Origin of the sequence: Actinoplanes derwentensis (genome assembly GCF_900104725.1) — a bacterium.
In the GTDB taxonomy this organism is placed as follows: Bacteria; Actinomycetota; Actinomycetes; order Mycobacteriales; family Micromonosporaceae; genus Actinoplanes; species Actinoplanes derwentensis.
On sequence record NZ_LT629758.1, the window covers coordinates 239700 to 256691 of the forward strand.

The following is a 16992-nucleotide window of genomic DNA, read 5'->3' on the forward strand; positions in this document are numbered from 1 at the left end:
AGCAGGCGCAGCTTCGTGGCGGACAGGGTGGTCGCATGAGCGTTCGCAGGATTATGGGTACTGAGGTCGAGTACGGCATTTCGGTCCCCGGTCAGCCCGGTGCCAATCCGATGGTCACGTCCTCCCAGGTGGTCAACGCCTACGGCGCCCGCCCCGAGCTCAACCGCAACGGCCGTGCCCGCTGGGACTACGAGGAGGAGTCGCCACTGCGCGACGCCCGCGGGTTCACCTACTCCGGAGCCGCCTACGACCCCGCCGAAGCCCTCGCCGACGAAGACCTCGGTCTGGCCAACGTGATACTGACCAACGGCGCCCGGCTGTACGTCGACCACGCCCACCCCGAGTTCAGCACCCCCGAGGTCACCAACCCGCTCGACATCGTCAAGTGGGACAAGGCCGGCGAGCGGGTGATGGCCGAGGCGTCGCGCCGGGCCGCCACGATTCCGGGCACCCACCGCATTCAGCTTTACAAGAACAACACCGACAACAAGGGCGCGTCGTACGGTGCCCATGAGAACTATCAGATGCGGCGGCAGACCCCGTTCGCCGACATCGTCGCTCACCTGACCCCGTTCTTCGTCACCCGGCAGATCTTCTGCGGAGCCGGCCGGGTCGGCATCGGGCAGGACGGCAGCGGCGCCGGTTTCCAGATCTCGTCCCGGGCCGACTTCTTCGAGGTCGAGGTCGGGCTGGAGACCACGCTCAAGCGGCCGATCATCAACACCCGCGACGAGCCGCACGCCGACGCCGACAAGTACCGCCGGCTGCACGTGATCATCGGCGACGCCAACCTGTCGGAGATCTCCACCTACCTCAAGGTGGGCACCACCGCCATGATCCTCAACATGATCGAGGAGAAGGTGTTCACCGGCGAGCTGGGCATCGCCGACCCGGTCAGCGAGCTGAAGAACGTCAGCCACGACCCGTCGCTCAAACACCTGATGCGGCTGCGTGACGGCCGCCGGCTGACCGCGCTCGACCTGCAGTGGGCGTACTTCGAGCGGGCCCGCCAGTTCGCCGACGACCGGTACGGCGCCGACATCGACGAGCAGACCGCCGACGTGCTGGACCGTTGGGAGGACGTCCTCGACAAGCTGGGGCGCGACCCGATGATGCTCTCCGACAGTCTCGACTGGGTCGCCAAGTTGCGACTGCTGGAAGGCTACCGGGACCGGGAGAACCTCGGCTGGTCCTCACCGAAACTCCAGCTCGTCGACCTGCAGTACTCCGACGTGCGCCCGGACAAGGGCCTCTACCACCGGCTGGTCGCCCGCGGCTCGATGAAGACGCTGCTCGACCCGGAGCAGACCCAGGCCGCGATGTACGACCCGCCGGAGGACACCCGGGCCTACTTCCGGGGCCGTTGCCTCGCGCAGTACGCGTCCGAGGTGGTCGCCGCCAGCTGGGATTCGGTGATCTTCGACGTGGGCCGGGAGTCGCTGGTCCGGGTGCCCATGATGGAGCCGGAGCGAGGTACCAGGAAGCATGTCGGGGCGCTGTTCGACAAGTGTGAGAGCGCCAAGGACCTGCTCGAGGTGATCACGAGCCGGTAATAAAACACCCGTTCCGGCGGGCCGTTTCGTCATAGGTGCGAGGTAGGTTTTTCCCAACCCGATGTTGCAGGACTTCGGGTGGCTTCTGAAGGGGGACATCCATGGCAACCCGAGACACCGGTGGTCAGTCGCAGAGCAGCAAGGGCTCCAGCGACCAGGAGATCGAGGACGTCACCGTCGAGGCCAATCCCGAGGTCGCCGAAAGGCATGCGGAGATCACCGAGGACGTCGACGACCTGCTGGACGAAATCGACAGCGTCCTCGAAGAGAACGCCGAAGAGTTCGTGAGAGGGTACGTGCAAAAAGGCGGAGAGTAGACCTTTTGTCCGTTTTTGGGTGACCGGGCGCTGCCGATGGGCGGCGTCCGGCATTTCTTCAAGACATGTCGATGGCATTGATCGCACCCGCAGGCATCGGCGGGATAATGTGCTTCAACTGCACGTACCTTGAAAGGAACCACGTGGCGACGGGCTTTGATTCATCCGGGCGTCTACCGGATTTCTTCACCACTACGGGGACGTCCTCCTTCACGCAGTTCCTGAGTCAGGCCGCGCCGGAGTTGCTTCCGGGCCGGCGGCCGCTGCCGCCGGGGCTGTCCGCGGACATCGCACCGCACGGGACCACGATCGTCGCCATCGCGACGGCTGAGGGTGTGGTGATGGCCGGTGACCGCCGGGCGACCATGGGAAACCTCATCGCCAGCCGGGACATCAAGAAGGTCCACCCCGCTGACTCCTACTCGCTGATCGGCATCGCCGGCACCGCCGGCATCGGCATCGAGCTGATCCGCCTGTTCCAGGTCGAACTGGAGCACTACGAGAAGATCGAGGGGACGATGCTCTCCCTCGACGGTAAGGCCAACCGCCTCGCCGCGATGGTGCGCGGCAACCTCGGCGCGGCGATGCAGGGCCTGGCCGTGGTCCCGCTGTTCGCCGGGTTCGACCTGGCTCCGGTCGACGGGGCGCGGGCCGGCCGGATCTTCAGCTTCGACGTCGCCGGTGGTCTCTACGAGGAGACCGGCTACGAGGCGATCGGTTCGGGTTCGCTGTTCGCCAAGTCGGCGCTGAAGAAGCGGTACCGGACGGGTGTGAGCACCGAGGACGCGATCAACCTGGCGGTCGAGGCGCTGTACGACGCGGCTGACGACGACACCGCGACCGGTGGCCCGGACGTCATCCGCAAGATCTACCCGGTGGTGATGTCGGCTACCGCGAACGGTACCCACCGGCTGAGCGACGAAGAGATCACCACGGTGGCCGAGCGGGTCGTCGCGGGCCGCGCGGAGAACCCGGGCGGTTGATCCGCATGACCCGCATCCCTCAGGAACAGGAGTAGTCACCGTGGCCATGCAGTTCTACGCATCACCGGAGCAGGTTCAGCGGGATCGCTCCGAGTACGCCCGCAAGGGCATCGCCCGCGGGCGCTCGGCCGTGGTGCTGACGTACGAGGGCGGCATTCTGCTCGTCGCCGAGAACATCACCACCCTTCGCAAGATCAGCGAGATCTACGACAAGATCGCGTTCGCCGCGGTGGGGCGGTACAACGAATTCGAGGCGCTGCGGCGCGGCGGTGTGCGGATGGCCGACATGATCGGTCTCAGCTACGACCGCCGGGACGTGACGGCCCGGGCGCTGGCCAACACGTACACGCAGACGCTGGGTGCGATCTTCTCCGAGACGCAGAAGCCGTACGAGGTGGAGATCTGTGTCGCGCAGGTCGGGGCGACACCGGAGGCCGACGAGTTGTACCGGATCACCTATGACGGTTCGGTCATGGACGAGCCGGGGTTCATGGCGATGGGCGGCCAGTCCGAGGCGATCGCGACGGTCCTGCGGGACCGGCACGACGGGTCCGCCGAGCTGACCGCAGCCCTGACGCTGGCGGCGGAGGCCCTGGGTAGTGTCGGCGGGGAGAACGGGCAGCCCCGGGTCCTGACGCCGAAGCAGCTCGAGGTGGCGGTCCTGGACCGGCGGCGGCCGGGCCGGGCGTTCCGGCGGCTCGCCGGAGCAGCGCTGACCACCCTGCTGGGGCACGAGTCGGTGCCGGAGGCCGAGCTGGGCGATGTGGACGCGGCTCCGCCGTCGCAGGCGGAGGGCAAGCCGGTCGTCTCGGCAGCGCCGGAGACCGACGAGGACCCACAGAAGTAAATGATTGCGGGGCGTGGTCGATGGATTCACGCCCCGCAATCATGGAAACCCTCAGTTCTAGCCAGTAGTGTTCGGACATGGAACGGCGAATTTTCGGCCTCGAGACCGAGTACGGAGTCACGTGCACCTATCGGGGGCAGCGGCGGCTGTCTCCGGACGAGGTGGCCCGCTACCTGTTCCGCCGAGTGGTGTCCTGGGGACGCAGCAGCAACGTTTTCCTCCGTAACGGCGCCCGTCTCTACCTCGACGTCGGTTCCCACCCCGAGTACGCGACCCCCGAGTGTGACTCCGTCACCGATCTGGTCGCTCACGACCGGGCCGGCGAGCGGATCCTGGAAGGCCTGCTCGTCGACGCGGAGAAGCGTCTGCACGACGAGGGCATCGCGGGGGAGATCTACCTCTTCAAGAACAACACCGACTCGGCCGGCAACTCGTACGGGTGTCACGAGAACTACCTCGTGTCGCGACATGGGGAGTTCGGGCGTCTCGCCGACATCCTCATCCCGTTCCTGGTGACCCGGCAGCTGATCTGCGGTGCCGGCAAGGTGCTGCAGACCCCGCGCGGCGCGGTCTTCTGCCTCTCGCAGCGGGCCGAGCACATCTGGGAGGGTGTCTCCAGCGCCACCACCCGGTCCCGGCCGATCATCAACACCCGGGACGAGCCGCACGCCGACGCCGAGCGTTACCGGCGTCTGCACGTGATCGTCGGTGACTCGAACATGAACGAGGTCACCACCCTGCTCAAGGTGGGCAGCGCCGACATCGTGCTCCGGATGATCGAGGCCGGGGTGGTGATGCGCGACCTGACTCTGGAGAACCCGATCCGGGCGATCCGTGAGGTCAGCCATGACATCACCGGCCGCCGCAAGATCCGGCTGGCCAACAACAAGGAGGTCTCCGCGCTGGAGATCCAGCAGGAGTACCTGTCGAAGGCCACCGAGTTCGTCGAGCGCCACGGTGGTGACCCGGTGTCGAAACGGGTGATCGAGCTGTGGGGCCGGGTGCTCAACGCGATCGAGTCGGAGAACCTCGACCCGGTCGCGCGCGAGATCGACTGGGTGTCGAAGTACAAGCTGATCGACCGTTACCAGGCCAAACACGAGATCCCGATGTCGCACCCGAGGATCGCGCAGCTCGACCTGGCGTACCACGACGTGCGCCGTGGCCGTGGGCTGTACGCCTTGATGGAGAAGCGCAAGACGGTCGACCGGATCGCCAACGACCTGCAGATCTTCGAAGCGAAGGAGACGCCACCGCAGACCACCCGGGCGCGGTTGCGAGGTGAGTTCATCCGGCACGCGCAGGAGAAACGGCGCGACTTCACCGTCGACTGGGTGCATCTGAAGCTCAACGACCAGGCGCAGCGCACGGTCCTGTGCAAGGACCCGTTCCGTGCTTACGACGAGCGGGTGGAACGCCTGATCGCCAGCATGTGACCGACCGGTTAGGCTGGCCGGATCATGAGTGATCCTGGCCAGCCTGAACCGCTTGAGCGTTCCGAGTACGAGGTCCGTAACGGGCGGATGGACCGCCGCCGTGAGCGGATCTATCAGCAGATCCAGCGGGACCGGGCCGGTGGCCACAAGGTGCCGACCTGGGTGCTGGCCGCGATCCTCGTCCTGATGCTGGCCGGCTGGGGCTATCTGATCTTCGTCGCCTGACCGCCGGGGCAGACGTGAGCGCTGGTTCTGGGGCAGGGTGGTGGGATGGCTGACATCATCGATCCCGCGGTGGGCGACTATCTGCTCGACCATTGCACACCCGCCGACGACGTGTTGCGTGACCTCGCGGCCGAGACCCGGGCGACGTTCTCCGGGGCCGCCGGGATGCAGGTATCGCACGACGAGGGTGCGCTGCTCACCATGCTGGTGCGGCTGACCGGGGCGGAGTTCGCGGTCGAGGTCGGGACCTTCACCGGCTACTCGTCGATCTGCATCGCGCGCGGGCTGGGCAAAGGCGGCCGGCTGCTGGCCTGTGACGTGTCCGAGGAGTGGACGTCGGTGGCGCGCCGTTACTGGGAGCGGGCCGGGCTCACCGACCGGATCGAACTGCGGATCGCCCCGGCGATCGAGACGGTTCGCGCCCTGAGCCCGGAGCCGGTGATCGACTTCGCGTTCGTGGACGCTGACAAGACCGGCTATCCGGACTACTACGCCGAGCTGGTGCCCCGGTTGCGGCCCGGTGGGCTGCTGGTCCTGGACAACGTGCTGCGCGGCGGACGGGTCCTGGCGCCGGGCGATGCCGCGGACCGGGCGGTGGCCGGGCTCAACGACCTGATCGTGACCGACGACCGGGTGGAGTCGGTGATGCTGCCGGTCCGCGACGGGGTCACGCTGGTCCGGCGCAAGGGCTGAACGACCTTTCCGCAACCGTACGGGAACTCGCCCTGTCCCTGAGATGGGGTGTCCTGGACGTGTGTCGGAACAGGGGCGGTCCATGCGACGGTGGCCGTGCTCGCCGTCATCGGGTACGAGTTCCTCCCACCGGGGCTGGTGGCAGACGGCCGGCCAGGTGGCGATCGGCTGGTCCGGCGTCGCGGCGATCCTGATCGGTGCCCATCGGATGCCACGCCGGGAGCAGCCGCCCTGGTGGCTACTGGTGGCCGGTCGCCGCGGATCAGGTCAGCAGCGTGGCCGCGTGACGGCCGGCCGCGGCGGCGGCCAGGAAATACCCATGATCCTGGTCCAGTTTGCGGCCCATGGTGGACAGCGGGACCGGGCTGTCGCGCAGCGCCCGGTCCAGGCCGTCAGTGGCGACGCGGACGATGCGGTGCCGCGCGGCGAGCGGGGCGAGCGCGGCGTCGACGGCGGCGGCCAGGCGGGGCTCCAGGCCGTCCGGCACGGGCAGGTCGGCGCGGGCGAGAGCGACTTTCCCGTACGCGGTCAGGCTGTGATGTGACACTCCACGATGCCGGTCGCGGCCGTCCGCGTCGGAGATCCGCAACGACCCGACCGGGCGGCCACCGAGCACCGCCACCGCGTTGACCGCCTCGCCGAGGGCCACGCCGGAGAATCCCCAGGGTGTGCCGGTACCCAGGTTGCCGGGTCCCTGCGCGACGATCGTCACGTCGGCGCCGAGCACGTGCCGGGCGGCCAGCAGCCCGGTGTGCACGGTACTGGCCTCCAGGTCGCCGCCGAACGCCTGCCCGGTGGTGACCGTTCCGGCCAGGTGGTCGCGCAGGCCGTCGAGAGTGCGGGAGAACCAGGCCGGCAGCGCCCCGCCGTCGGTCATCAGATAGGCGACCCGCACTCCGGGACGGCCGTCCCGGATCCCGGCCAGGATCGCGGGCAGTGCCGAATGCAGGTCGGCGGTCACCACCGGCATCCCGTCGAGCGACTCGGCCGACTCCATCACCGCACGGTGCGGGGAGGCCTCCTCGTCGACACCGAGCAGGATCGCCTGCAGCGGGGTGTAGCGGGCTTTGACCAGGTGGCCGCCGTCGCGGGAGGTCCCGTCGTCGGCGGGGTCGGCGGGCAGCCGGTCGGGCAAGGCCACGACCAGTGCGTACCCTCCGGTGCCCAGGCCCATCACCAGTGCGCCCACGTTCAGCAGCACCCGGTCGCCGGGCTCCGGCACCCCGACCAGTTCGGGGTAGGCGAGGGCCCGCAGCGGGCCGTCGCCGGTGGTCACGTCGAGTTCGACGGCACCGTGCCAGCTCCGCCGTACCGCCTGAACCGTTCCCGACCGCCAGCGCACCATGCGGCGAACCCTACAAGCCGCCACCGGCGTCCCCCGTGGCAGTGACGGATGACGGTCCTCGCGGGCGGGCTGCTAGCGTTGCGTCTCGTGTCGCGCACTCGCACCGAGCGCCTGGTAAACCTGGTCATCTGTCTCCTGTCCACGCGACGGTTCCTCACCGCCGCGCAGATCGCCCTGACCGTGCCCGGTTACGAGCACGACCCCTCCGATCCACGTGATCACGAGGCGTTCCAGCGGAAGTTCGAGCGGGACAAGGCGGAGCTGAGGGAACTCGGCGTGCCGCTGGAGACGGGCACGGCGAGCATCTTCGACCAGGAGCCCGGTTACCGCATCGCCCAGCGGGAGTACGCGCTTCCCGACATCCTGCTCGAACCGGACGAGGCCGCCGCCGTGGGCATCGCCGCCCGGTTGTGGCAGCACGCCGGACTGGCCGCCGCCGCCTCGTCCGGGCTGGCAAAACTGCGGGCCGCCGGAGTCGAGGTGGACCCGCAGGCCACCCTCGGGGTGGAACCGGTCGTCACGGTCGACCCGTCGTTCGGCCCGCTCACCTCGGCCGCCCGCGAGCGTCGCGCGGTCACCTTCAAGTACCGGGTTCCCGAAGTCGACGAGCCCAGCACCCGCCGCCTGGAGCCGTGGGGTGTGGTCTGCTGGCGCGGCCGGTGGTACGTGGTCGGTCACGACCGGGACCGGGACGCCACCCGCTGTTTCCGGCTGTCCCGCATCGTCGGTGACGTGCGTGCCGGTGGTCCCCTCGGTGCTTTCGAACCGCCCGCCGGGGCCGACCTGATCAGTCACGTCGCCCGTTCGTCCGGTCCGGTCGCGCGGACCGGCCGGGCCACCGTCATGGTTCGTCCCGGCCGGGCCGCCGGGCTGCGCCGGATGGCCGCCGAGGTGACTCCCGGGCCCGACGGCGACCGCTTGACCATCAACTTCGGTGACGTCGACTGGCTGGCCGCACGGATCGCCGGGTACGGGCCGGACGCTCGCGCCGACGGCCCGCCGGAGCTGCGCGAAGCCGTGATCCAGCATCTCAAGGAGCTGATCGTGCGCCACGACAGTCCGGCGGTGACGGCATGAGTGTTCCGCGTACGCCGTCCGGGGATCGCCTCGGCCGGCTGCTCAACCTGGTGCCGTACCTGCTGGCCCGTCCGGGGATCTTGATCTCCGAGGCCGCCACCGATCTGGGTGTCACCGGCAAGCAACTGCGCGAGGACCTGGAACTGCTCTGGGTCTGTGGCCTGCCCGGGTACGGTCCCGGTGACCTGATCGACATGGCCATCGACGGTGACCATGTCACGATCAGTCACGACGCCGGCATGGACAAGCCGCTGCGGCTCAACCCCGACGAGGCGCTCGCCCTGATCGTGGCGTTGCGGATGCTCGCCGAGACCCCCGGCATCGGCACCCGCGACGCGATCGAACGGGCCCTCGCGAAGATCGAGAACGCGGCGGGTGAACTGGCCGGGACGCCGGTCGCGGTGCGGCTGCCGGCCAACCAGAAGCGGCTCACCGCGGTCCGGACCGCTGTCGAATCCGGGCACGCGCTCCAGCTCACCTACTACACGCCGTCGCGGGACGAGTCCACCGACCGGGTGGTCGACCCGATGCGGATGCTGATGGTCGGCGGTTTCAACTACCTGGAGGCGTGGTGCCGCCGGGCCGAGGCGACCCGGCTGTTCCGGATCGACCGGATCGACGCGTTCACCGAACTGGACGAGCCGTCCGCGCCGCCGGCCGCCGCTGTGCCGCACGACATGAGCACCGGAGTCTTCCGGCCCGGACCTGAACTTCCGCTGGTCACATTGCGGGTCGGCCGGGGTGGCCGGTGGATCACCGAGTACTACCCGGTCGAGCAGGTGGTCCGGGACGGCGCCGAGTGGCAGGTCACCATGCGGGTCACCGATCTGGGCTGGGCGCAGCGTTTCCTCGCCGGTCAGGGCCGCGACGTGACGGTGGTCGGCCCGCCGGAACTGCTGGAACGGATCCGGGCCCAGGCCGTCGCGGCCCTCGACCAGTACGCCTCGCCGGCCGCCGGTTAGGGTTACCGGGTGCTGATGTGGGTCTGGATCGCTGTCGTGGCGATCGCGCTGATCGTGCTGTCCGCCGTCGCCATGAAGGTTCTCGGCCGCCTGCACGGCCTGGAACGTGCCGCCCGCAAGCTTCAGCACCGGCAGGAGGAGGCACTCGAACTGCAGGCCGGTGCCGAGCGCCTGCAGGTGACTCTCGAAGCCCTTCAGGAACGGGCTGAGCTGGCCCACGACCAGGTGGAGCAGATCAAGGCCGGCCGCGGCCGCTGAGCCGGGTGGTTCCCGACCTGTTGTCCCGACCTTCGCGAAGATCATAAGAAACCGGAAGGTTCCGAAGGCCGACTTCGGCGGGATCCGCACGTACGATGGACCCCGCAACCGATCCGACCGACTGGAGTCTTTCCATGGGCGTCCTCAAGCCATGGCACATCATCGTCCTCGTTGTTGTGCTGATCCTGCTCTTCGGCGCCAAGCGACTTCCCGACGCGGCGCGTTCTCTCGGACGCTCGTTGCGCATCATCAAGGCGGAGACCAAGGGCCTCGTCGACGACGACAAGGACAACCTCGCGGACAAGGCGGACGCCAATCATGGCTACTCGCCGTTGCAGGGTGAGGTTCAGCAGCCTTACCAGCAGCCCGGCTACCAGCAGGCGCCGCCGCCCGGTTACCAGCAGCCGCAGCCCGGTTTCCAGCAGGCGCCGCCGCCCGGTTACCAGCAGCCGGCCGCCCCGCAGTCCCAGCCGTTCGTGGACCCGGTGCAGCACCGCACCAACGACCGCTGATCCGGGCCGATGGCACTGAGCCTGCGTAAGAAAAAGGGGCCCACCAAGTTCGAGCAGGCGTCCGACGGCTCGATGACGCTGATCGAGCACGTCCGGGAGCTGCGTAACCGGCTCTTCATCGCGTCGATTGGCGTGGTCGCCGGTCTGATCGTCGGTTTCATCGTTTCCACCTGGGTCTTCGGGATCCTGAAGGCTCCGTATTGTGAGCTGCCCAGTTCAGTCGACCAGACCGGCAGTTGTGAGTTCATCACGCTCGCCGTCACTGACCAGCTGATGCTGCGCCTCAAGATCGCCCTGTGGGTGGGCCTGATTCTCGGTGCGCCGGTCTGGCTCTTCCAGCTGTGGGCGTTTGTCGCGCCGGGCCTGCACCGGCACGAGCGCAAGTGGGCTTACGTCTTCGTCGCCCTCGCCACGCCGCTGTTCGTCGGCGGCGCGACTCTCGCCTACTTCGTGATCGGTCACAGCTTGGCCTTCATCATGCAGGCCGGTGTCATCGGCGAGGCGACGAAACTGGAGGTCACCTCGTACGTTGGCTTCGTCATGAACATGCTGCTGCTGTTCGGAGCCGCCTTCGAGTTCCCTCTGCTGCTGCTGATGCTCAACTTCACCGGTGTGGTCAGCGCTCGGCGGCTGCTGAGCTGGTGGCGGGCAGTTGTCTTCCTGTCGTTCGTGTTCGCCGCGATCGCCACTCCCGACCCTGGTCCGTTCGGCATGAGCCTGCTCGCGGCCTGCATCTCACTGTTGTACTTCATTGCGGTCGGGGTCGCGTTCATCAACGACAAGCGCAAGGGCCGGGGCAAGGAGATCTACGAGGGCCTTGACGACGATGCCATCTCCGAGCTTCCGGAGGAACGGGTTCCGGTCGGCGCGTCCGATCCGGTCGAGGCGCCGACCGCTGTCGAAGCCCCGTCACCGGTCCAGCAGCCGAGACCGATCGAGCGCCGCTTCGATGACATGACCTGAGGTCAGCCGATTCCGATTGAACGATGAGTGGGTTGTGCCGCCCATATGGGCGGCACAACCCACTCATCGTTTTGTAGGAGCGCTGAGAAGTACGATATTCCGTCAGGTATTCCGGCGGATCTCGATGGCCTGGCGGCGGCCGACGGAACGAGCGGGGTCAGGCGATCTTGATGCCGCTGCAGACGTTAAGGCTGCCGCCGCCTTGGTTGGAGCAGACCCGGTATGAATACACGGGGTTGGCCGTGGTGCCGACTCGCTTGATGCCGCAACCGGAGGCCGCGCCGTTACCGTCGTTGACGGAGCCTTTCGTGCCGTTCTGCAGCGTGTATTCGACGAAGTAGCCGCGCCCGTCCTCTCGTGTGTCGCAAGCGTCGACAATTTGGTGGCTGTCGCGGACTTGACCGTAACCGCAGCTCTGTACCTCGGTGATGCCGCATGCGTAGGGGCCGTCGTATCGGGTGTCGTGAGCCAGCGCTGGCGACGCCAGCCCGATAGCGGAAATGAGGCCTGCGGTGGTTGCGAGTGCGAGCCGAGTGGACTTCTTTGCCATGAAATGGGGCCCCGATTCGTGTGAGAGACATTGGGATCGATGAATTACTCTACTTAGTTGTTTTTCGTTTACAAGTTCGAATGCGGGTTGGATATAGCTCCGCCTCGCAGTGCAATCTGATTGCCGAAATTGGTCAAATGTGTCAAATATGAATGTGGCCGTGCTCGTTCAGGTCTGTTGTCGGGGTAACGTCGGCGGCTGTGACGGGTGACTTCATCGCGGTGCTGGCCAATCCCTCGGCCGGGCGGGGCAGACGCAGCGGGCTGCTTTCTGGAGTGGTGGAGGCGCTCGAGGGTGGGGGGTTCCCGGTGCGGCTGCTCGTCGCCGGCAGTGGCGGCGAGGCGGAGGACGCCTGCCATCGGGCGGTGGCCGACGGGGCGGTGGCCGTCGTCGCCGTCGGTGGGGACGGGACGGTGCACCGGGCCCTGCAAGCGGTGGCCGGGACCGGGGTCGGGTTCGGGGTGGTGCCGGTCGGGACCGGGAACGACTTCGCGGCCTCGGTAGGCGTACCCAGGCAGCCGTTGCGGGCCGCGGAAGGGATCGGCCTGGCCCTGCGGGAGGGGCGGGACCACCGGTTCGATCTCGCCCGGACCGAGGATGACCACGGTGAGCGACGCTGGTTCTGTGCCGTGCTGGCCGCCGGGTTCGACGCGCTGATCAACGAGCGGGCCAACCGGATGCGCTGGCCGGCCGGGCCGCTCCGGTACGACCTGGCGATCCTGCTCGAACTGGCGCGGGCTCGGGCGCGGCCCTACACCCTGCACCTGGACGGGGTGGCACACCGGTTCACCGCTGAGGTCGTCGCGGTGGGTAACTGTCCGAGTTACGGCGGTGGGATGCGGATCGTGCCGGGCGCGGATCCGGCTGACGGCCTGCTCGACGTGATCTTCACGTCTCCGCTGGGGCGCGGTGGCCTGGCCCGGCTCAAGCCACGGCTGCGTGCGGGCACCCACGTCGAGGATCCGCGGGTGACCGTGCTGCGGGCGCGGACGGTGCGGATCGAGGCCGAGGGGATCGTCGGGTACACCGACGGCGAACGACTCGGCCCGTTTCCCCTCCAGGTGAGTTGTGTGCCGGGTGCGATTCGGTTGCTGCTCTGAAACGGCGGCCGGACTCGCCGAACGGTAAGGCATGACGAACCCGATCGGCCCCCGTGCCACCTCGCTCCTCGGTAACGCGTCCTCGCTGCTGGGCAGCGCCAAGGAAGCGGTCAAAGCGATGGCCGACGCCGCCACCGCCCCGACAGCCGACAAACCGGACGAGAAGAAGGCAGCCCCTGCCAAGGGCCGCCTCGGCGTGGAACTGGACCGTTACGCCTGATTCGGCAGGGCCAGCGACAGCACCGAGGTCAGACCGTTCGGCTTGCCGGGGTCGGCGGCCGGCACGATGAACGCGGCACAGCCCGCCTTGACCGCCCCCGCGTCGGCCGGGGTGTCGCCCACCATCAGCGCGCGCTCCGGGTCCACTCCGAGCAGCCCGCAGGCACGATAGAAGATCATCGGGTCGGGTTTGATCCGCCCGATCTCATAACTCAGCGCGAATCCGTCGATCAGGCCGTCCAGCCCCCACGAGGCGAACAGCGGGCGGATGTCGAACGCGACGTTGCTGACCACCGCGACCTTCACCCCGGCCTCGTGCAGTTTGCGCAACGTCGGCTCGGTGTCCGGGTAGGGGATCCAGCCGGTCGGCTGCAGCAGCCGGTCGTAGAGCGCGTCGGCGAGACCCTCCACGTCGGTGTGCACGGTCGCGGCCAGCCCGGTGTAGGCGGCCCGGTGGCTGTGTGCGTAGAGATCACGATCGGCCCAGTGCTCGGCCAGATGCGGCGGCACCCGGTGCGGCAGTGGGCCCCCGGCCCGGCCCGCGGTCAGCAGCCGGTCGGCCAGGATCGTCGCCTTTCCCCGGTCCAGCGTGGCCCCGCACGCGGCAGCCGCGGCGAGCACCCAGGTCAGCGGGTCCTCCACTTGGGCGAGGGTGCCGTGGAAGTCGAACAGCACGGCCTCCACGGGCCGTGCCGGGTGAGGGGAGAGATTCGAGGCATCCGGCACGTGGTGCACCTTACCGACCCGGATCTCACGCTCGGACGGCCCCATAACCGTGCTGCAATTTGTCATACCCACGAACTAGCCTGGTGCCCATGACGAGTCCAGCCGAGAAATATGCGGCATCCAAGCGGCGGGCGGCGTACCCGGCCCTTGAAGATTTCATGCTGGACGTGGGCTTCGACCTGGACGACTTCCAGCGCGCGTCCTGCGAGGTCCTGGAACGCGGCAACGGCGTGCTGGTCTGTGCCCCGACCGGCGCCGGCAAGACGGTGGTCGGCGAGTTCGCGGTGCACCTGGCGCTGCGCGCGGGCGAGCGCAAATGCTTCTACACCACGCCGATCAAGGCGCTGTCCAACCAGAAATACCACGACCTGGTGGCGCGGTACGGGGCGGACAAGGTCGGTCTGCTCACCGGTGACAACGCGATCAACGCCGATGCCCCGGTGGTGGTGATGACCACCGAGGTGCTGCGCAACATGCTCTACTCGGGCTCCGGTCAGCTGCGCAACCTGGCCTATGTGGTGATGGACGAGGTGCACTACCTCGCCGACCGGTTCCGTGGCGCCGTCTGGGAAGAGGTGATCATCCACCTCCCGCAGTCGGTGACGCTCGTCTCACTGTCCGCGACGGTCAGTAACTACGAGGAGTTCGCCGACTGGCTGGTCACGGTCCGCGGCGAGACCGAGGTGGTGGTCAGCGAGCACCGGCCGGTCCCGCTCTGGCAGCACATGCTCGTCGGCAAACGCATGTTCGACCTGTTCCACGACGCCGACGCGGCGCGCAAACACGACGTCCACCCCGAGCTGCTGCGGTACACGCGGGAGATGGACCGGCGGCAGGAGTTCTCCGACCGGGCCGACGCCGGCTGGCGTGGCGGCCGGACCCGGCGCTGGCAGCCGCCGCCGCGCGCCGAGGTCGTCGAGCGGTTGCAGCGCGCCGACCTGCTCCCGGCGATCCTGTTCATCTTCAGCCGGGCCGGTTGCGCCGCCGCGGTGAAACAGTGTCTCGACGCCGGGCTGCGGCTCACCCTTCCCGAGGAACGGGCCGAGATCCGGCGCATCGCCACGGCCAAGGTCGCCAACATCCCCGACGAGGACCTGTCGGTGCTGGGCTACTGGGACTGGCTCGACGGCCTGGAGCGCGGGGTCGCCTCCCACCACGCCGGCATGCTGCCCGCCTTCAAGGAGGCGGTCGAGGAGTGCTTCGTCAAGGGTCTGGTCAAGGCGGTCTTCGCCACCGAGACCCTGGCCCTGGGCATCAACATGCCGGCCCGGTGCGTCGTCCTGGAGCGGCTGGTCAAGTTCAACGGCGAAGCGCACGTCGACCTCACCCCGGGGGAGTACACCCAGCTCACCGGCCGGGCCGGCCGTCGCGGCATCGACGTCGAGGGCCACGCCGTGGTGCTGTGGAGCCCTGACGTCGACCCGCGGCAGGTGGCCGGTCTCGCCTCCACCCGCACCTATCCGCTGCGCTCCTCGTTCCGGCCGTCCTACAACATGGCCGTCAACCTGGTCGGCAGTGTCGGCGCGGAGAAGTCACGCGAGCTGCTGGAATCGTCGTTCGCCCAGTTCCAGGCGGACCGTTCGGTGGTCGGCCTGGCCCGTCAGGTGCAGCGCAACGTCGAGACCATGGAGTCGTACGGGTCGGATGCCGCCTGCCACCACGGCGACTTCGACGAGTACTTCGGTCTGCGGGTCGCCATCGCCGACCGGGAGAAGTCGCTGTCCCGTCAGGGTGTGCAGCAGCGTCGTTCGGCGGCTGTCTCCTCGCTGGAGAAACTGCGGGCCGGTGACGTGGTCCGGGTGCCGAACGGGCGCCGGGCCGGTCTCGCCGTCGTGCTGGAGCCGGCCGTCGGCGGATTCGGCGAGCCCCGCCCACTCGTGCTCACCCAGGACCGCTGGGCCGGCCGGGTCGGCCCCGGCGACTTCGGTGGCCAGGCCGAGGTGCTGGCCCGGCTGCGGGTGCCGAAGAACTTCAACCACCGGTCGCCGGGCGCACGCCGTGACCTGGCCGCTCAGGTCTCGGCGACCGGGCTGGACCGGCATCCGGACCGTCGGCGCGGTGGCCGCAGCCGGGCCAACCCCGGTGAGGACGCCGAGGTCGCCCTGCTCAAGGTGCAGCTGCGGCAGCATCCGTGCCACGCCTGCCCGGAGCGGGAGGATCACGCCCGCTCGGCGGAGCGCCGGCACCGGCTGTCACGGGACACCGACGCGCTCCGGGACAAGGTGGCCGGGCGGACCGGGTCGCTGGCCCGCACCTTCGACCAGGTGTGCGCGGTGCTCACCACCCGCGGCTACCTGTCGTCCGACGGTGAGGTGACCCAGGCCGGGCGGATGCTGGGCCGGATCTGGTCCGAAGCCGACCTGCTGGTCGCCGAGTGCCTGCGCCAGGGCGTGTGGGACGGGCTGTCCCCCGACGAACTGGCCGCCGCGGTGTCGATGGTGCTCTACGAGTCGCGCCGTGAGGGCGAGGACCGGGCGTCGGTGCCGAACGGCCCGATCAGTGCCGCGGTCGACGCCTGCGCCAAGCTGTGGGGCGAGATCGCCGCCGACGAGGCCGAACACAGCCTGTCGCTGACCCGCGAACCCGACCCCGGTTTCGTCTGGCCGATGTATCGGTGGGCTCGCGGTGAACCACTCGCCCGGGTGCTGTCCAGCGGCCATCACGACGCTGACATGCCGGCCGGTGACTTCGTCCGCTGGGCCCGTCAGGTTCTCGACCTGCTCAGCCAGGTCCGGGAGGCGTCGGCGGCGTCGCCGAGTGTGAAGGACACCGCCCGCAAGGCGATCGCCGCGGTCAACCGGGGGGTGCTGGCCCTGCAGCAGAGCGTCGCCTGACGGCCGCCGGGCGGCTTGTCGGCGCTGCCCGGTGCCTTGAGCGACCACTGTCGTCGGGTGCCGGGCGAGGCCCGATGACAGTGGGGCCAGGTGAGGGTTGCCGACGGGCGAACGGGCGTTGCCGGTGTGCGAACAGCGGCGGCGATCGTCGCGGATGGTGAATCTTCATTGACGGTGTCATTCGGATAAATCAAGAATTGCGACGGCGGCAGGTTCTGTCTCGCGGATCGAGGCGGGAGCCGGTCGAGGTCCCCGTGATGCCTGGCGGGGCTTCACGAGAGGGAACCTGGCGGGTTCGTGAGGTTCGTAAAGCGGGCCTGGTGGGGCCACGAGATGGGAACCAGGGGAATCGTTGTCGCGGCTGGGCGGTGAACCTCGAGTCGCCGGAAAGC

Annotated in this window: 18 protein-coding genes; 15 read left to right on the plus strand and 3 right to left on the minus strand. The window is 68.7% G+C overall.

What is annotated here, in order from left to right; translation table 11 throughout:
• The first annotated feature begins 35 nt into the window (after nucleotides 1-35).
• The 7 genes from dop (at nucleotide 36) to BLU81_RS01065 (ending at nucleotide 6054) form a co-directional block, all read left to right on the plus strand.
• On the plus strand, nucleotides 36-1553 hold the full coding sequence (gene dop / locus BLU81_RS01035; protein ID WP_092540745.1) for a depupylase/deamidase Dop: 1518 nt from the start codon (nucleotides 36-38) through the stop codon (nucleotides 1551-1553).
• Between the two features lie 101 nt (nucleotides 1554-1654).
• Nucleotides 1655-1870 carry a ubiquitin-like protein Pup gene (locus BLU81_RS01040; RefSeq protein ID WP_092540747.1) on the plus strand — a complete coding sequence of 72 codons (216 nt, stop codon included), beginning with the start codon at nucleotides 1655-1657 and terminating at the stop codon, nucleotides 1868-1870.
• A 143-nt stretch (nucleotides 1871-2013) separates the two neighbouring features.
• Nucleotides 2014-2853, plus strand: coding sequence for a proteasome subunit beta (prcB, locus tag BLU81_RS01045; protein ID WP_092540749.1), 840 nt, complete (start codon nucleotides 2014-2016; stop codon nucleotides 2851-2853).
• Nucleotides 2854-2893: 40 nt separating this feature from the next.
• The gene (gene prcA / locus BLU81_RS01050) at nucleotides 2894-3700 is read left to right on the plus strand and encodes a proteasome subunit alpha (RefSeq protein ID WP_092540751.1); all 807 of its coding nucleotides are present in this window, start codon (nucleotides 2894-2896) and stop codon (nucleotides 3698-3700) included.
• A gap of 77 nt (nucleotides 3701-3777) precedes the next feature.
• Nucleotides 3778-5136, plus strand: a complete 1359-nt coding sequence (gene pafA / locus BLU81_RS01055) for a Pup--protein ligase (RefSeq protein WP_092540753.1) — start codon at nucleotides 3778-3780, stop codon at nucleotides 5134-5136.
• A gap of 24 nt (nucleotides 5137-5160) precedes the next feature.
• Complete coding sequence (locus tag BLU81_RS01060; RefSeq protein ID WP_092540755.1) at nucleotides 5161-5361, plus strand: hypothetical protein; 201 nt, start codon at nucleotides 5161-5163, stop codon at nucleotides 5359-5361.
• 45 nt (nucleotides 5362-5406) lie between these two features.
• Nucleotides 5407-6054: an O-methyltransferase gene (locus BLU81_RS01065; protein ID WP_092540757.1), complete on the plus strand. Its 648-nt coding sequence runs from the start codon at nucleotides 5407-5409 to the stop codon at nucleotides 6052-6054.
• Between the two features lie 262 nt (nucleotides 6055-6316).
• Here the strand turns inward: BLU81_RS01065 and BLU81_RS01070 are convergent, their stop codons facing one another.
• Entirely contained in the window at nucleotides 6317-7399 is a 1083-nt protein-coding gene (locus BLU81_RS01070) for a DUF3866 family protein (protein ID WP_092540759.1), read from the minus strand.
• An 87-nt stretch (nucleotides 7400-7486) separates the two neighbouring features.
• On the opposite strand from BLU81_RS01070, the gene BLU81_RS01075 reads away from it, so the two are divergent.
• The 5 genes from BLU81_RS01075 (at nucleotide 7487) to tatC (ending at nucleotide 11171) form a co-directional block, all read left to right on the plus strand.
• A complete protein-coding gene (locus tag BLU81_RS01075) occupies nucleotides 7487-8476 on the plus strand; it encodes a helix-turn-helix transcriptional regulator (protein ID WP_092556408.1) in 990 nt (329 codons plus the stop codon).
• Nucleotides 8473-9438: a helix-turn-helix transcriptional regulator gene (locus BLU81_RS01080; protein WP_092540761.1), complete on the plus strand. Its 966-nt coding sequence runs from the start codon at nucleotides 8473-8475 to the stop codon at nucleotides 9436-9438. The genes BLU81_RS01075 and BLU81_RS01080 overlap by 4 nt, the downstream gene beginning before the upstream one ends.
• Nucleotides 9439-9453: 15 nt before the next feature.
• A complete protein-coding gene (locus BLU81_RS01085; protein WP_092556410.1) occupies nucleotides 9454-9696 on the plus strand; it encodes a hypothetical protein in 243 nt (80 codons plus the stop codon).
• 134 nt (nucleotides 9697-9830) lie between these two features.
• Nucleotides 9831-10208 carry a Sec-independent protein translocase subunit TatA gene (gene tatA, locus BLU81_RS01090; RefSeq protein ID WP_092540763.1) on the plus strand — a complete coding sequence of 126 codons (378 nt, stop codon included), beginning with the start codon at nucleotides 9831-9833 and terminating at the stop codon, nucleotides 10206-10208.
• Nucleotides 10209-10217: 9 nt separating this feature from the next.
• On the plus strand, nucleotides 10218-11171 hold the full coding sequence (gene tatC / locus BLU81_RS01095; RefSeq protein WP_092540765.1) for a twin-arginine translocase subunit TatC: 954 nt from the start codon (nucleotides 10218-10220) through the stop codon (nucleotides 11169-11171).
• Nucleotides 11172-11328: 157 nt separating this feature from the next.
• Here the strand turns inward: tatC and BLU81_RS01100 are convergent, their stop codons facing one another.
• Complete coding sequence (locus tag BLU81_RS01100; protein ID WP_092540767.1) at nucleotides 11329-11721, minus strand: hypothetical protein; 393 nt, start codon at nucleotides 11719-11721, stop codon at nucleotides 11329-11331.
• Between the two features lie 152 nt (nucleotides 11722-11873).
• On the opposite strand from BLU81_RS01100, the gene BLU81_RS01105 reads away from it, so the two are divergent.
• Together BLU81_RS01105 and BLU81_RS01110 are read left to right on the plus strand one after the other, a co-directional pair.
• The gene (locus BLU81_RS01105; protein WP_092540769.1) at nucleotides 11874-12821 is read left to right on the plus strand and encodes a diacylglycerol kinase family protein; all 948 of its coding nucleotides are present in this window, start codon (nucleotides 11874-11876) and stop codon (nucleotides 12819-12821) included.
• A 31-nt stretch (nucleotides 12822-12852) separates the two neighbouring features.
• The gene (locus BLU81_RS01110; RefSeq protein WP_092540771.1) at nucleotides 12853-13041 is read left to right on the plus strand and encodes a hypothetical protein; all 189 of its coding nucleotides are present in this window, start codon (nucleotides 12853-12855) and stop codon (nucleotides 13039-13041) included.
• On the opposite strand, the gene BLU81_RS01115 is transcribed toward BLU81_RS01110, so the two are convergent.
• Entirely contained in the window at nucleotides 13032-13775 is a 744-nt protein-coding gene (locus tag BLU81_RS01115) for an HAD family hydrolase (protein ID WP_373873260.1), read from the minus strand. The two genes, BLU81_RS01110 and BLU81_RS01115, sit on opposite strands and share 10 nt — an antisense overlap.
• Nucleotides 13776-13855: 80 nt before the next feature.
• Here BLU81_RS01115 and BLU81_RS01120 point away from each other — a divergent pair, with 80 nt between their 5' ends.
• Nucleotides 13856-16600: a DEAD/DEAH box helicase gene (locus BLU81_RS01120; RefSeq protein ID WP_092540775.1), complete on the plus strand. Its 2745-nt coding sequence runs from the start codon at nucleotides 13856-13858 to the stop codon at nucleotides 16598-16600.
• Nucleotides 16601-16992: the final 392 nt, after the last annotated feature.